The sequence below is a fragment of the Pantoea sp. SM3 genome, from assembly GCF_000963995.1.
GTDB classification, from domain to species: domain Bacteria; phylum Pseudomonadota; class Gammaproteobacteria; order Enterobacterales; family Enterobacteriaceae; genus Pantoea; species Pantoea rwandensis_B.
Map to the genome: position 1 here is coordinate 57551 of NZ_JZRD01000033.1, position 14913 is coordinate 72463.

At 53.8% G+C, this 14913-nt stretch carries 17 protein-coding genes and 2 tRNA genes; 11 read left to right on the forward strand and 8 right to left on the reverse strand.

Annotated elements, in window-relative coordinates:
• Positions 1 to 29: 29 nt before the first annotated feature.
• Positions 30 to 1355 (forward strand): pyrimidine utilization transport protein G, encoded by a 1326-nt coding sequence (gene rutG, locus VI01_RS18630; RefSeq protein ID WP_045816234.1) that lies wholly within the window; start codon positions 30 to 32, stop codon positions 1353 to 1355.
• Here the strand turns inward: rutG and VI01_RS18635 are convergent.
• Both VI01_RS18635 and VI01_RS18640 read right to left on the reverse strand, forming a co-directional pair.
• Complete coding sequence (locus VI01_RS18635) at positions 1352 to 2266, reverse strand: DMT family transporter (RefSeq protein WP_045816235.1); 915 nt, start codon at positions 2264 to 2266, stop codon at positions 1352 to 1354. The genes rutG and VI01_RS18635 overlap by 4 nt on opposite strands.
• A 110-nt stretch (positions 2267 to 2376) precedes the next feature.
• The gene (locus tag VI01_RS18640) at positions 2377 to 2541 is read right to left on the reverse strand and encodes a general stress protein (protein WP_071845623.1); all 165 of its coding nucleotides are present in this window, start codon (positions 2539 to 2541) and stop codon (positions 2377 to 2379) included.
• A gap of 311 nt (positions 2542 to 2852) precedes the next feature.
• Here VI01_RS18640 and wrbA point away from each other — a divergent pair, with 311 nt between their 5' ends.
• The 3 genes from wrbA to VI01_RS18655 are packed head-to-tail and all read left to right on the forward strand — an operon-like array spanning position 2853 to position 5130.
• The gene (gene wrbA / locus VI01_RS18645; RefSeq protein ID WP_038647730.1) at positions 2853 to 3452 is read left to right on the forward strand and encodes an NAD(P)H:quinone oxidoreductase; all 600 of its coding nucleotides are present in this window, start codon (positions 2853 to 2855) and stop codon (positions 3450 to 3452) included.
• A 20-nt stretch (positions 3453 to 3472) separates the two neighbouring features.
• Complete coding sequence (locus VI01_RS18650) at positions 3473 to 3703, forward strand: YccJ family protein (protein ID WP_038647733.1); 231 nt, start codon at positions 3473 to 3475, stop codon at positions 3701 to 3703.
• Between the two features lie 53 nt (positions 3704 to 3756).
• The gene (locus VI01_RS18655) at positions 3757 to 5130 is read left to right on the forward strand and encodes an NAD-dependent succinate-semialdehyde dehydrogenase (RefSeq protein WP_045816237.1); all 1374 of its coding nucleotides are present in this window, start codon (positions 3757 to 3759) and stop codon (positions 5128 to 5130) included.
• A gap of 48 nt (positions 5131 to 5178) precedes the next feature.
• On the opposite strand, the gene agp is transcribed toward VI01_RS18655, so the two are convergent.
• The 3 genes from agp to VI01_RS18670 all read right to left on the reverse strand — a co-directional run bounded on the left by agp (position 5179) and on the right by VI01_RS18670 (position 7265).
• Positions 5179 to 6798 (reverse strand): bifunctional glucose-1-phosphatase/inositol phosphatase, encoded by a 1620-nt coding sequence (agp, locus tag VI01_RS18660; RefSeq protein WP_156149383.1) that lies wholly within the window; start codon positions 6796 to 6798, stop codon positions 5179 to 5181.
• Between the two features lie 256 nt (positions 6799 to 7054).
• Positions 7055 to 7142, reverse strand: a tRNA-Ser gene (locus tag VI01_RS18665).
• A gap of 35 nt (positions 7143 to 7177) precedes the next feature.
• A tRNA-Ser gene (locus VI01_RS18670) sits at positions 7178 to 7265 on the reverse strand.
• A 224-nt stretch (positions 7266 to 7489) separates the two neighbouring features.
• Between VI01_RS18670 and yccA the strand changes: the two genes are divergently transcribed.
• Positions 7490 to 8146 (forward strand): FtsH protease modulator YccA, encoded by a 657-nt coding sequence (gene yccA / locus VI01_RS18675; protein WP_034820380.1) that lies wholly within the window; start codon positions 7490 to 7492, stop codon positions 8144 to 8146.
• Positions 8147 to 8246: 100 nt separating this feature from the next.
• Positions 8247 to 8573 carry a sulfurtransferase TusE gene (tusE, locus tag VI01_RS18680; protein ID WP_045816239.1) on the forward strand — a complete coding sequence of 109 codons (327 nt, stop codon included), beginning with the start codon at positions 8247 to 8249 and terminating at the stop codon, positions 8571 to 8573.
• Here tusE and yccX read toward each other — a convergent pair whose 3' ends face one another.
• A complete protein-coding gene (gene yccX / locus VI01_RS18685; protein ID WP_038647740.1) occupies positions 8574 to 8852 on the reverse strand; it encodes an acylphosphatase in 279 nt (92 codons plus the stop codon).
• Positions 8853 to 8934: 82 nt separating this feature from the next.
• Here yccX and rlmI point away from each other — a divergent pair, with 82 nt between their 5' ends.
• A complete protein-coding gene (gene rlmI / locus VI01_RS18690; RefSeq protein WP_038647742.1) occupies positions 8935 to 10125 on the forward strand; it encodes a 23S rRNA (cytosine(1962)-C(5))-methyltransferase RlmI in 1191 nt (396 codons plus the stop codon).
• A 58-nt stretch (positions 10126 to 10183) separates the two neighbouring features.
• Positions 10184 to 10501 (forward strand): heat shock protein HspQ, encoded by a 318-nt coding sequence (gene hspQ, locus VI01_RS18695; RefSeq protein WP_034820407.1) that lies wholly within the window; start codon positions 10184 to 10186, stop codon positions 10499 to 10501.
• A gap of 32 nt (positions 10502 to 10533) precedes the next feature.
• On the opposite strand, the gene VI01_RS18700 is transcribed toward hspQ, so the two are convergent.
• Positions 10534 to 10956 carry a CoA-binding protein gene (locus tag VI01_RS18700; protein ID WP_045816240.1) on the reverse strand — a complete coding sequence of 141 codons (423 nt, stop codon included), beginning with the start codon at positions 10954 to 10956 and terminating at the stop codon, positions 10534 to 10536.
• Positions 10957 to 11131: 175 nt separating this feature from the next.
• Between VI01_RS18700 and VI01_RS18705 the strand changes: the two genes are divergently transcribed.
• Both VI01_RS18705 and VI01_RS18710 read left to right on the forward strand, forming a co-directional pair.
• A complete protein-coding gene (locus VI01_RS18705) occupies positions 11132 to 11758 on the forward strand; it encodes a DUF2057 family protein (RefSeq protein ID WP_045816241.1) in 627 nt (208 codons plus the stop codon).
• 67 nt (positions 11759 to 11825) lie between these two features.
• Positions 11826 to 12287, forward strand: a complete 462-nt coding sequence (locus VI01_RS18710) for a methylglyoxal synthase (RefSeq protein ID WP_034820416.1) — start codon at positions 11826 to 11828, stop codon at positions 12285 to 12287.
• 3 nt (positions 12288 to 12290) lie between these two features.
• Here VI01_RS18710 and helD read toward each other — a convergent pair whose 3' ends face one another.
• The gene (helD, locus tag VI01_RS18715; protein ID WP_045816242.1) at positions 12291 to 14345 is read right to left on the reverse strand and encodes a DNA helicase IV; all 2055 of its coding nucleotides are present in this window, start codon (positions 14343 to 14345) and stop codon (positions 12291 to 12293) included.
• A gap of 123 nt (positions 14346 to 14468) precedes the next feature.
• Between helD and VI01_RS18720 the strand changes: the two genes are divergently transcribed.
• A complete protein-coding gene (locus tag VI01_RS18720; RefSeq protein WP_034820431.1) occupies positions 14469 to 14912 on the forward strand; it encodes a YccF domain-containing protein in 444 nt (147 codons plus the stop codon).
• Position 14913: the final 1 nt, after the last annotated feature.

The window sequence follows — 14913 nt, forward strand, 5'->3', positions numbered from 1 at the left end:
CCGGTTCCACCGCTACCCTGGAGAAAACGATGGCGAATTCCTGGTTCCCCCGCTGGCAGAAAAAGTCAGCCATGACCGAAGATGGGCTGATTGCACCGGATGAAACCCTGCCGTTTGGGCAGACATTTGTGCTGGGCCTGCAGCATGCTGTAGCAATGTTTGGCGCGACGGTATTGATGCCGTTGCTGATGGGACTGGACCCCAATCTGGCGATTCTGGTTTCCGGCATCGGCACGCTGCTGTTTTTTGTTGTGACCGGCGGCCGCGTCCCCAGTTATCTCGGATCCAGCGCCGCCTTTGTTGGGGTCATTATCGCGGTGACCGGATTTAACGGCCAGGGATTGAACCCTAATCTGGCCCTGGCGCTGGGCGGGGTCATTGCGTGTGGCGCACTCTATACCCTGATTGGCCTGATTGTGATGAAAGTCGGTACGGGTTGGATTGAACGCTTGATGCCGCCCGTCGTCACCGGTGCAGTGGTGATGGCGATTGGCCTTAATCTGGCTCCAATCGCCGTGCACGGTGTTTCTGCATCGATGTTTGACAGCTGGATGGCGGTGATGACGGTGTTATGCATCGGCGTGGTCGCGGTTTTCACTCGCGGTCTGGTTCAGCGCTTACTGATTCTGGTTGGCCTGATTGTCGCCTGGGCAATCTACGCCTTGCTCACCAATGTGTTTGGCCTCGGCAAGCCGGTCGATTTTAGCGGTGTCGCCAATGCGCCCTGGTTTGGTTTACCGCACACCACCGCACCGGTGTTTGATATGCAGGCGATAGTGATGATTGCCCCTGTCGCCATCATTCTGGTGGCTGAAAACCTTGGGCATATTAAAGCCGTTGCCGGTATGACGGGGCGCAATCTTGATCCCTGGATGGGGCGTGCGTTTGTCGGGGATGGCCTCGCCACCATGCTGTCAGGTTCCATGGGAGGCAGCGGCGTGACAACTTACGCAGAGAATATCGGCGTCATGGCGGTCACCAAAGTCTATTCGACACTGGCGTTTGTCGCGGCAGCAGTGATTGCGCTGATACTCGGCTTTTCACCGAAGTTTGGTGCCTTGATCCATACCATTCCCGGCCCGGTGATTGGCGGTGCCTCTATTGTGGTATTTGGCTTGATTGCCGTGGCAGGTGCGCGAATCTGGGTGCAAAACAACGTTGATTTCAGTCAGAACGGCAATTTAATCATGGTGGCCACCACCTTAGTGCTGGGCGCTGGCGATTTCGCTTTGAAGATCGGCAGTTTCACCATTGGGGGAATTGGCACAGCAACCTTCGGTGCCATCATTCTTAACGCGATCCTCAAACGTCGTGGTGCCGCACTGGCAAACCAGGCGGCACGACAGCAACCTTAAGGCTCCAGCGGTGCCTGCTCAGGCACCGCTTTCTTGCGGCGAAGTCGTAACTCGCTGACGATGACCCCACAGACGATCAGCGCACCACCCAACAGGGCGGCGGCCGGTAAACGTTCACCCGCAATACGCCCTACCACCCCTGCCCAGACCGGTTCACCGGCGTAAATCACTGTGGCACGTGTCGGTGACACGCTGCGCTGCGCCCAGTTCATTGTCACCTGAATCAACGCACTGGCCGCACCTAGCCCCAGTGCACTCAACAGCAATGGCGTTGAGATTGTTGGGACCGACTCACCGTTAGGGATCATAAAGACAAAGGCACAGGCCGATGCGACCATCAGCTGAATCAGCGTCACACGACGCACATCTACCTGCCCGGCAAAGCGGCTAATCAGAATGATTTCAGCCGCGATGGCCAGCGTACTGAGCAATGTGGCTATTTCACCGGCGTTTAATGTCAGGCTGCCATCTTGTGGCCCGGCCACCAGCACTAAACCGGTGAACGCCAGCATGATGCCAATCCATGCCATTAATCCAGGTGGGCGGCGCAGAAATATCCATTGCAACAATGGCACCACCGGCACATACAGCGCCGTTAAAAACGCCGACTGACTGCTGGAAATGGTTTGCATTCCCCAGGTTTGTAAGCCGTAGCCACCTGCAATCGCCAGTCCTATCAACGCACCGGCCTTAACTTCGAGCCATGTCATGTGTTTCAGGTAGCGACGAAAGAAGAAGGCCAGCAACAGCGATGCCGTCGCAAAGCGCAGCCCCACAAAGAAAAACGGACCAGAGTGCGCCATCGCCCGGTGAACCACCAAAAAGGTGCCACCCCAAACCATGGTGATGAAGATAAGGACAAGTTCCTGACGCGTAATACGCAGGCTGAGACGTGAGCTTAAAGCGGACATAACGCACCAAAATAATCGGTTGGCGGTCATTTTTGCCTGGCCATGAGGGGAAATGCAATCTTTGTTACCGCCGGGCGAACCCGGCGGAGGGGGAATCAAACACAATCACATTACTTCTTGCTGCGACTGCGTCCCCCTTTTTCACCTGCTTCGGAAGCGCGTTGCGGGTCGTTCCTAAAATTACCGCCGCTATTTTTGCCGCCTTTACGTCCGGCTTCCGCGGCTCTCTCGCGATCCTCCGCGAAATTACCAGATCCTCCACGATGTTGTGCCATCATTTCCTCCAGGGATTGAGCATCTGTGGTTAGACCTTTTCATCCAATAGGGTGAAAAGCGAGACGACGGAGTATTCGCGCCGCCTGATGAAAGAATAGTCAACTCAACTAGACATTCAGCTAATATTCACACTTTGAAACACATAATTCACTTATTTATCCATCATAAACCAGATTAATCTCCAGCTTACAAGCGGTTAGCCCGGCAAAAAGCGCAGCACTGAACTGCCCCATTCGTCCTCCCTTCCGGCACCTTACGCAGTCTCTTCTATACTTCTGAATACTCATCACCCTCAGCAGGATAGAAAACCATGGCAAAAGTTTTGGTGCTTTATTACTCAATGTATGGACATATCGAAACCATGGCGCAAGCCGTGGCTGAAGGCGCAAAGAGTGTGAGCGGTGCAGAAGTCACTATTCTTCGTGTACCGGAAAGCATGGATGCGGAGAGATTTGCGCAGGTGGGCGGTAAGGTGAATCAGTCAGCGGCTGAAGCAAAACCTGAAGATTTAACCCAATACGACGCCATTATCGTGGGTACGCCAACCCGCTTTGGCAACATGGCCGGTCAGATGCGTAATTTCTGGGATCGCACTGGTGGATTGTGGGCCTCTGGTGCGCTGTACGGCAAACTCGCCAGTGTATTCGCCTCGACTGGCACCGGTGGCGGTCAGGAACAAACGATTACCTCGGTATGGACCACTCTCGCCCATCACGGCATGGTCATCGTGCCCATTGGTTATGGCACCAAAGAACTTTTCGATATTTCTCAGGTTCGGGGCGGTACGCCTTATGGCGCCACCACGATTGCTGGCGGTGATGGCTCACGCCAACCGTCTGCGGAGGAACTGGGAATTGCCCGCTATCAGGGCCAATACGTCGCCGGACTGGCGGTAAAACTGCAAGGATAAATCCACAACAGGAGACCTTTATGGCCACAGAACAGTCGAAAGCTCACCACGTGGGCGAATGGGCCACGCTGCGCCACACCTCACCTGAAATTGCTGAAGCCATTTTTGAGGTGGCGAATTATGACGAACGACTCGCGGAAGAAATCTGGCGTCAGCAAGGAAGCGACGATGTGCTGCTCCGCGCTTTTGATAAGACCGATCAGGACGTTCTGACGTGGGACGACAAAACCGTCGAGCGTAAAAACGTTTAAAACGCAGGCGGGCATGTCCCGCCTTTGTCATTTTTTCTGCCAAGGAACCCTTTATGTCAGCCTACCAAAGCATCAATCCGGCCAATAATCAGTTGCTGAAATCCTGGCCTAATCACGATGACACCTTTATGCAGCAGGCACTCAGCGCGGCTGACGAACTCTACCACTCTACGTGGTGCAAAGGCGATATGCAGCCACGCCTGCAGGTGCTGCACCGACTGGCCGATTTGATTGATCAACGCGTTGATGAATTAGCGGAGATTGCGAGTCGTGAGATGGGCAAGTTAATCGGACAGAGCCGAGGTGAAGTAAAAATTTGCGCACAGATCGCCAGATATTATGCGGAACATGCGGCTCACTTGTTACAGGCACAACCCTATCCCAGTACGGTGGGCGATGCCTGGCTTGAATATCACCCGATAGGGGTGGTGGTGGCCGTCGAGCCCTGGAACTTCCCTTATTACCAGCTGATGCGTGTGCTGGCACCGAATCTGGCACTGGGAAATCCGGTACTGGCAAAACATGCCAACATTGTGCCGCACTGTGCGGATGTCTTCGAAAAACTGGTTGAAGAAGCGGGGGCGCCAAAGGGTGCATGGACTAATCTTTTTATCTCGAATCAACAGGTCGCCGATCTGATTGCCGATCCGCGCGTGCAAGGTGTCGCGCTAACGGGCTCTGAACGTGCCGGCAGCGCCGTGGCGGAACAAGCAGGCAAGCATCTGAAAAAATCCACGCTGGAGTTAGGCGGCAATGATGTGTTCGTGGTGCTGGACGATGCCGATATCGACGAAGCTGTGCGCCAGGGCGTGCAGGCACGATTGAGCAACTGTGGTCAGGTGTGTACAGCAGCTAAACGCTTTATCCTGCACGAAAAAATCGCGACGGAGTTTATGGCGAAGTTTAGTGCGGCCCTGCAATCGGCCAAACCGGGGGATCCACTGGATGAGAGCACCACGCTGGGTCCGCTTTCATCGAAAGAGGCACGCGACCGTTTAGTGAAGCAGGTTGAAGATGCGATTAAGCAGGGTGCGCATGTTGAACTGGGCGGCAAAGTGATTGAAGGCGTGGGTTGTTATTATCAGCCGACCATACTCACCGGCCTTACGCCGCAAAATCCTGCCTATTACCAGGAGTTCTTTGGACCCGTCGCACAGGTTTATGTGGTGGCTGACGATCGCACCGCCGTCGCGCTGGCCAATGATTCGCACTATGGCTTAGGCGGTTCAGTCTGGACGCGCGATATCCTGCGTGGGCGCAACATGGCATCGCAGATCGAGACAGGTATGGTGTTTATTAATTCCCAAAGCGATACCGCCGCAGAATTGCCGTTTGGTGGCGTGAAACGCTCAGGCTATGGACGCGAGTTGTCCGATCTTGGCCTGAAGGAGTTTGCGAATCAAAAACTGGTGGTCGTGGCTGGTTAACGCAAATAAAAAACCCCGTCGCGACGGGGTTTTTCCATGGTAGCAACGTTAGTTGCTGGCAGGTGCCGGTTTTGCCGCCTCGCCTTCCGGCTTGGCTGGCGTCGCATCTGACTGTGCTTTTTGCGCTGCAGCGGCATCGGCTTTCGCTTTGTCCTCCGCCGCTTTCTGCGCGGTGGCTTTCTCGGCTTTCGCTTTATCCTCTGCTGCTTTTTGCGCAGCCGCTTTATCCGCCTTCACTTTCTCTTCAGCGGTTTTAGCATCAGCCGCTTTCTGCGCTGCTGCTTTATCTGCTGCGGCTTTGTCGGCGGCCGCTTTATCAGCCGCGGCTTGATCTGCTTTGGCCTTAGCGTCGTCATTGGCATCAGGCGCAGGTTGTGCCGCTGGCTGCGCTGCCGGAGCCGGAGCAGCTGGCTGCAGCGGTGTGCCCTGCAGAGCAGTATTCAACGCAGTAGCAAACTGATCCCAGCTGCAGTAACCATTGGCATCGGCATCGCAGCCTGCCAGTTGCAGCGTGACACGCTTCGGCGGGTTTTTCAGGCTCAGCACATCGGCATTACGCAGTTGTTCTGCGGTCTGATAAACGTATTCCACTTTCAGCAGGTCTTTATTGTTTTTAGCATCGTGCCAACGCTCAAACACCACCTGACCACCGATAGGCGTTTTCTCATCGTTGCCCGGCAGCTCGTATGGCTTAACCTGCAATGCGCTGAGCAGTGAAGCAATATTCGAATCGTGCCCCACCATCACCGTGACTTTCGGTGCGTTCGCTTTGTCTTGATCCACTAACTGGCTGCGGATGTAATCCACCAGCGGTGCGGCCACTTCACGTGCAACATCGGGAGAAGTAAACAGCGCATCCTGATAACCATTTTTGATCGCTGCGAGAGATTTCCACTGCTCAGGGGTTTTGATCTGTCCCCAGGCCACCTGATCGGCGGGGAAACCTTCGTAATATTGCAGCGTGAAGGCATCGACCAGGGAGTTACCGATTTTCAGCGGCCCGTTCACGTTAGGCTCTTTGCCATTTTCCGCGCTGAAGGTGTTATCGCCGCTGCTCAGATCACACTGTTTTTTACCGTTACAGGCCGGTGCAGATTTATAATCAACAATCTTTTCTAACTGCTGGAAAGCCGGTTTCAGCGCCAGCTTCTCATTCGCAGCCGTCATCGCCGCCAGCGCTTTCTTATTGAATGCGTCGCTACCGTCAGTGATGACCGGATTAAAGATAGGATCCATGGTTCCCATCGCATCCTGATGCGTCACGGAAACATCACAGCCCGGGAAAGCACCGGTAATGAAGTACTGCGCGGTCGCTACCGTACGTTGCAGGCTATTGGCATAGACGAAGATGTTGCTGCTGTCCGGGCAGGTGCCGCTTTCCACCAGGCCCTGCTGTGCCAGCCACTGGCGGGTATAGTTACCCATGTAGACTTCCAGCACGCCGCCTTTGGTGGTTAACTCGCCGCCGGGCACATCCCACTGCGGCCAATTCTTCTTAGTGGATTGTTCCAGCACGCTGCCGTTGTTGGCTAACGGTGCGCGCAGATTGTGACGGCTCAGCATCAGCACTTGCTGTAACTGCATATCTCCATCTGCCGCGTAAGCAGACATACCGATCGGGAGCGCAGCGATAACTGACAACGCGCAAAGACTCAGTTTCTTGATCATTGTGCCTATTCCATAATTCATCAGTGAAACACTCTGGCATTCAGACGATTAGCTCGCCATTGAGCGAATTACCGCACAGTGTAACCCAGCTTGCCTCGGAAAATCGCCAGGTGTTTACAAAAACCGTGAATGGAATATAGCAGTAAACGCGCGTGCCGTCGGGTTACGGCAGCAGATTGAAAAGCAACGGGATGTTTTTCGGAATTCAGGAAAGCAGAAAAGCAAAAAGCCCGCATTTCTGCGGGCTTCTTTAGTATGGCGGAGGAACAGAGATTCGAACTCTGGGATGGTTTCCCATCGACGGTTTTCAAGACCGTTGCCTTAAGCCACTCGGCCATCCCTCCGGAAATCTTTTTGTCACTTCACTCTGCAAGAGTGATGGCGGAGGAGGAGAGATTCGAACTCTCGGATGGTTTCCCATCGACGGTTTTCAAGACCGTTGCCTTAAGCCACTCGGCCACCCCTCCGCAATGAGGCGCACTATAAACATCCCCCCGAACGATGTAAAGCGTGGATTGAATCGTTCGCCTGAAAAACAGCCAAAATCCATTTTTTCGCTGTTAAAATCACCATTCTGCTCAGCGAAACAGCAATTTATCGCGTAAAGATGGGTAAAACGACTTTGCTGTCTGGGAGCCGTTGCGTATCCTCAGGCCATATTTGGTGTTCTCTCTCTATAATGGAGCGCATGATGGATAGAATAATTAGCTCGTCACAGCAGCAATCGCTGATCAGCACCCACAAAGTGCTGCGCAATACCTACTTCTTACTGGGCCTGACGCTGGCGTTTTCCGCGGTCACCGCCACGCTCAGCACCGTGTTTGCTCTGCCCTCTCCGGGCTTAATTTTGATGCTGGTCGGTTTTTACGGTCTGATGTTCCTGACCTATCGTCTGGCAAATAGCCCGGCAGGGATCCTGGCGGCCTTCGCCTTTACTGGCTTCCTCGGTTACTGCCTCGGTCCCATTCTGAGCTCTTTCCTCGCTGCGGGCATGGGCGATGTGATTGCCATGGCGCTGGGCGGCACGGCGCTGGTGTTCTTCTGCTGCTCGGCGTACGTCCTGACCACACGTCGTGACATGTCCTTCCTCGGCGGCATGATGATGGCTGGCTTCGTGGTGCTGCTGGTTGCGGTTGTGGCGAATATCTTCTTGCAACTGCCAGCGCTGCATCTGGCGATCAGTGCGCTGTTTATCCTGTTCTCTGCGGGTGCGATTCTGTGGGAAACCAGTAACATCATTCATGGTGGCGAAACCAACTACATCCGCGCCACCGTGAGCTTGTATGTCTCGCTGTACAATATCTTTGTCAGTCTGCTGAGCCTGTTAGGTTTCGCCAGCAAAGATTAAGTCATTGCAGTTAACACGACTAACCCCGCTTCGGCGGGGTTTTTGCTTTTTTACCGCAGGCGAACTTACAATACGCGCCTTAATGCTGTGAGGAATAACTGTGATTTTTGCCGGTAAAGAGATCGCCACCGATGCGGAAGGCTACTTAAAAAATAGTGCGGACTGGAGCGAAGCACTCGCTGCGGTGATTGCGGAGAATGAATCCATTGTGATGAGTGAGGCTCACTGGGAAGTGGTGCACTTTGTGCGCGCCTTCTATCAGGAGTTCAATACTTCCCCTGCGGTGCGCATGCTGGTGAAAGCCATGGCGCAGAAATATGGCGAGGAAAAAGGCAATAGCCGTTACCTGTTCCGACTGTTCCCGGAAGGTCCGGCAAAACAAGCCACTAAAATTGCCGGTTTGCCAAAACCTGCCAAGTGTTTGTAATTAGCCAGTCGTAAATCGCGTGGGCATCGGCGTGGGTTGATGAGGTTCCACCAGCACTTTATCAACCCGAGCGCTGGTCGGCCCTCCTGCTTTTAGCCAGGCGATTAACGCATCCACTTTTTGTTCATCGCCAGCGGCCAGCACTTCAACACTGCCGTCACGCAGATTATGCGCATAGCCAGTAACGCCTAATTTATTGGCCTGTGACTGCGTGTAATAACGAAAGCCCACGCCTTGCACAATACCGTGCACCCAAATTTTGTAGCAAGTGTTCGCCATGGCGATCTCCCCATTGTGCGTTGCAATTTGCCGCCATCCACCGGAAAATGGCGCCTCATTTTTTCAGGTAAGCATAGCAAACATGACTGTTCGATTGATTCTCGCTAAGGGACGTGAAAAATCCCTGCTCCGCCGCCATCCGTGGGTGTTCTCAGGTGCCGTTGCCCGTATGGAAGGCAAAGCCCAGTCTGGTGAAACCATTGATGTCTGCGACAGCAATGGTAAATGGCTGGCCCGTGCCGCTTATTCCCCACAGTCACAAATTCGCGCACGCGTCTGGAGCTGGCAGCAGGATGAGTCAATCGACATCGCCTTTTTTGTGCGTGCTTTCGAAAAAGCGCAGCAGTGGCGCGAATGGCTGGCGCAGCGCGATGGCCTTGATAGCTATCGCCTGATTGCCGGTGAATCGGACGGCATGCCTGGCGTGACCATTGACCGTTTCGGCAACTTTATGGTGCTGCAACTGCTTTCTGCCGGAGCTGAATATCAACGTCCGGCGATTCTCTCTGCTTTGCAGCAATGCTTCCCAACTTGCGCTATTTACGATCGTTCTGATGTTGCCGTGCGCAAAAAAGAGGGACTGGAATTGACACAAGGTCCGGTGACCGGCGAGCTGCCTCCGCCACTACTGCCGATTACCGAACATGGCATGAAATTGCTGGTCGATATTCAGGGTGGCCATAAAACCGGTTACTACCTTGATCAACGTGACAGCCGTTTTGCCACGCGCCGCTACGCTGAGAACGCTCGTGTGCTGAACTGTTTCTCCTACACCGGTGGATTTGCCGTGTCAGCTTTGATGGGCGGCTGCCGTGAAGTGATCAGCGTGGATACGTCACAGGATGCGCTGGATGTGGCAAAACAGAACGTGGAGCTGAATGGCCTCGATCTATCGCGTGCACAGTTCGTTCGTGATGATGTGTTCAAACTACTGCGTCGCTATCGTGACAGCGGCGAAAAGTTTGACGTCATTGTGATGGACCCGCCGAAGTTTGTTGAGAACAAGAACCAGCTGATGGGCGCCTGTCGCGGATATAAAGATATCAATATGCTGGCGATGCAGTTGCTCAATCCTAACGGCATTCTGCTGACGTTCTCTTGTTCTGGACTGATGGCCACCGATCTGTTCCAGAAAATTATCGCCGATGCCGCAGTGGATGCGGGTCGTGATGTACAATTTGTTGAGCAGTTCCGTCAGGCAGCCGATCATCCCGTGATCGCGAGCTATCCTGAAGGGCTTTATCTGAAAGGATTTGCCTGCCGCGTGCTGTGACTTGAAAATCTGCACCCTGCCTCCATATTAGAGACAGGGCACAGTTTTGGGAGGCACAATGATTACCAGTAAATTTGGAATTGGACAGCAGGTCCGTCACCGTCTCTCCGGGGTGCTCGGCGTTATCGTGGATGTCGATCCGGAGTTTTCACTCGATGAACCCGAACAGGATGATGTGGCCGCCAGTGAAACCCTGCGTGCCGCACCCTGGTATCACGTGGTGATGGAAGATGAAGAAGGCGAACAGGTACACACCTATGTCGCCGAAATTCAGTTAGCAGGTGAAACGTCGTATGAGCATCCTGAGCAACCTTCGATGGATGAACTCGCCGCTTCTATCCGGCAGCAGTTGCAGGCACCCAGCCTGCGCCATTAATGCTAACGGCGACCTTGGTCGCCGTTGCTGTTTTACTGCGCCAGGGGCGCTATGCCCAGGCGCGGAATTTCAATTTTAGGGCAACGATCCATCACCACCGTCATGCCGGCATCTCTTGCTAACACTGCCGCTTGTTCATTGATCACGCCCAATTGCAGCCACAGCGTATCGGCACCAATGGCAATCGCTTCCTGTGCCACACCCCACGCGGCCTCAGCATTGCGAAACACATCTACCATATCCACTTTACCCGGAATTTCTGCCAGCGTGGCGTAAGCGGTCTGCCCCAGCAATTGCTGTCCCGCCAGTTTTGGACTCACCGGAATAACCTCATAACCTTGATCAAGCAAAAACTTCATCACACCATAGCTTGGGCGATCGGCGCGATCGCTCGCCCCGACCAATGCAATGCGTTTGGTTCGGCTCAACACATCACGAATCGTTTGATCATTCATTTTTTTCTCCTTGTTCGTTCGCCTGAGTGTAGTTGCCATTGCGTGACACAGTGCAAGCCCCTCGGATAAAAACTTTGCGCCTCAGCACGAATAAATATGTGAAAATGTAAATTTACTGCCATAATGTAATAATTTGCTACACATCACCCTTAATCCCCATCCTCCGGGAGTTGAAATGAAGCTGTCTTTGGCTGTTACGAGTTTACTCGTGTTACTCGTATCGGCATCCTGCCATGCCATCACCCTGAAACTCGATCCTGAAATCGATTTGCTGGTGCTCGATGGTCGCAAAATCTCAGGCTCGTTGCTGAAAGGCGCGGACAGCCTGGAGCTGGAGCGTGGGCAGCATCAATTCCTGTTTCGCGTTGAAAAACCTTGTGCGGATGCCACGCATTTTCAGTCGGTGCCGATGATCGTCACGTTCAATGCGAGTGCCACCTCAGTCGCGATTCGTTTACCCGCTCTGGCCAACCGCCGGGAACGCAGCACGTTCGATAAGGCGCTCAATTTCCAGCTAATTGATGAACGAGGCAATGAAATCACCAGCGTGCGCGATCGCTTACCACAGGGTAGTGATAGCGATCTGGAAAAGGCCATGTTGAATTATAACCGTACTGCCCAGGCGGCATCGGTTCCTCGCTTTGCGCTGCAATCGGTGAGTGCTTCGGATGCCCAGATGAGTCTCGATTTTGCCTGGCAGGATGCGGGGGAGTTACCTTATCTGCAACAGTGGTTTCAGCGTTTTGATGCTGCTACACGCCTGAGATTTATCAGTTGGATGAAAACCTTACGCGCAAGTTGATAGTGTTGAAATGTCAGGGGTAAACTCATGCCTTAAAATTAATGCATGAGAAGAAACAGGAAGCCCTATGGAGCAGACCGTTCGTACCCTTAACGTTCAGAAACACATTGCCCTCGTTGCCCACGATCACTGCAAAGCAACACTACTGGAGTGGGTCAAAGCCAACCAGAGCGCGCTGCAACCGCATGTGCTCTATGCCACCGGCACCACCGGTAATCTGATTAATCGCCACACCGGTTTAGACGTCAACGCCATGCTAAGCGGCCCGATGGGCGGCGATCAGCAAGTGGGGGCTTTAATCTCTGAAGGGAAAATCGATGTGTTGTTCTTCTTTTGGGATCCGTTAAATGCGGTGCCGCACGATCCCGATGTCAAAGCCCTGTTACGTCTGGCCACCGTGTGGAATATCCCGGTGGCGACCAATCGCGCCACCGCAGATTTCATTATTCAGGCACCGATGTTTGCCCAGCAGTTTGAGATCCAAATCCCCGATTATCAGCGCTATCTTGCCGACCGCCTGAAAGCGTAATGTTCAGGTCTTCCGACTTTGCGGCACGCCCAATTCGCGGAAGTATTCGACAAAAACGGAAGGCCGATCTTTATCAAACAACATCCATACCTGCTGACGTGCACGGGTAATGGCCACATAGGCCAACCGCCGCTCTTCAGCATCCGGGAAATCTTCCGGCTGGGGTAATAATCCCGCTTCCATAATCGATTCACGTGCCTCAGCGGGGAAGCCATCGCGCCCCTCATGCAGCCCCAGCATAATGACAAAATCAGCCTGCTGCCCTTTGCTGGCATGGATGGTCATGAAATCGATCTGCAATTTCGGCCAGCGTGTTTTCGCTTTATCGAGGATGCCCGGACGCAAATGGTGATAGCGCGCCAGCATCAGCACGCGCTCTTCCGGTTTCGCATAGCCACTTAATTTATCCAGCAACGGTTCCAGTTGCTCCTGCGGCAGCAGCGTGACTGACTTCTTATTCCCCTTGCTCAGACTGTTGAGCGGCTTGCGCAGCTGATGGGGATTCTGCTGCACAAAGCGGTTGGCAATCTCACCGATGCGATCGTTAAAACGATAGGTGGTGTCCAGAACACAGCGATCGCCATCTCCAAAGTAGTGGTGGAAAGCCGTGGTCAGACTCATCTCGGCACCGCTGAAACGATATATTGCTTGCCAGTCATCGCCTACCGCGAACAAACTGGTGCGCTTATTCTGCTGACGTAACGCAGTCAATAAAGCGGCGCGCTGTGGCGAGATATCCTGAAACTCATCCACGAGAATATGCTTCCACGGACTGATAAAGCGCCCTTTTTCGATAATGGCAATCGCCTGATGGATCAGCCCGGAGAAATCGACTGCCCCCTCTTCTTTCAACGCACCCTTCCAGGCTTTTAATAGCGGGGCCATCAGTTTCACGCGTTTACTGAAATTATCGCGATACTCTTCTGGCACATCGGCAATCATGGCGGCCTGCGCACCGCCGTGCATACGCATCAGCCCCAGCCAGCGCTCCATGCGTGAGGCCAGCCGTTGCGCCAACTTGTCATCCTGCCAGAATGGGCCTTCAGCGACCTCCCACGCCAGTTCATCCTGTAACCATTGGCGCCAACCGCTCGCCTGCGCTTTTTTGCTATTACACTGTTCGCGCCAGGTGTCGATCAGCAGTTGCCGCCGCGCCTTGCTGTCACTTTCAAGCTTGCTGATCACCGGCTGCTTATTGCTGCCTTCGCGGATGATGTGCAATGCCAGCGCGTGAAACGTTCGCGCCTGAATCGCACTCTCACCTAAGCGCTGCTGAATACGCTCGTTCATCTCTTCGGCCGCCTGGCGACCAAACGCCAGCAACAGAATCTGCTCCGGCTGTGCCAGCTTGCGTTTCAACAACCAGCCAGCGCGTGCCACCAGCACCGAGGTTTTACCACTTCCCGCGCCAGCCAGCACCAGCAAGGCGTCTTCACCGTTGACCACCGCTTCGCACTGGGAAGCGTTGAGCGGCGTGGTTTCGACAGTGGAGAAAAATTCGTGGTAGTCCTTGATGACCTTCGTCGTCCATTCACGGTTGCGCTGGCGAATGGCGGTTTCACCTTGCTCTAACCACTGCTGGCAAAACTGCCAGCGCGCACGGCAATTATCGAACTCATTCATGCGTGAGAGTGGCAACGGTAAGGCGGAAAATTGGCGTTGAATGCTCTCTTTTACCGTAGCCAGTTCGCTGCGCTTTAACCAGCGATCCTGTTGCGTGAAGGCGATGATCTCCTGTTCCAGAGCCATCAAGACTTGTGCACTGACTTCGCTCATCTCCTGGCTCCACTGCTGCCAGGCATGCTGCAAGTAGTGGAAGAAACGCTGCGTCTCCTGCCATTCCGTGCCGTGCAGGCGTACAACCTTATCTTCTGGCAAGTGAAATTCCAGCTCTCCCCAAACCATGCCGCGTTTACAGGCAATGCTGATTAACTGATTGAACGGGATAAGATATTCGTGACGATCGCCACTGACTTCCACGCCAGCGGCCAGCAGACGCACCCGATTATAAGGATGCTGAGCCAGACGTTTGCCCATTGATGTTGCTTTCAGTTCCATGTCCGCACCGTCTTGTGCAATTCAATTATCGCGCAGTTTACCTGTCAGACCCTTGGCGCTCCAGCCTTAAAACACGTTAAACTGGGCGACACATATTGCGGATTGCAAAAGGAAAATCGTGTTATGCGCACCGTATTGAATATTCTTAACTTCGTTTTGGGTGGCGTGTTCACCACGCTAAGCTGGCTGTTTGCCACGCTTGTCAGCATTGTGCTTATCTTTACCCTGCCTTTAACGCGATCTTGTTGGGAAATCACTAAACTTTCACTTCTGCCCTTTGGTAATGAAGCGGTGCATGTCGATGTGCTGCGCCCTGACAGTAAAAGCCACGTGCTGAATGCGGGCGGAACCTTCCTCAACATTTTCTGGCTGGTGTTTTTCGGCTGGTGGCTGTGTCTGATGCATATTTCAGCCGGCATCATCCAGTGCCTGACCATCATCGGTATCCCCGTCGGTATCGCTAACTTCAAAATTGCCGCTATCGCACTCTGGCCCGTAGGCCGCCGTGTGGTCTCGGTGGAAGAGGCTCAGGCCGCGCGTGAAGCGAATGCGCGTCGTCGATACTAAG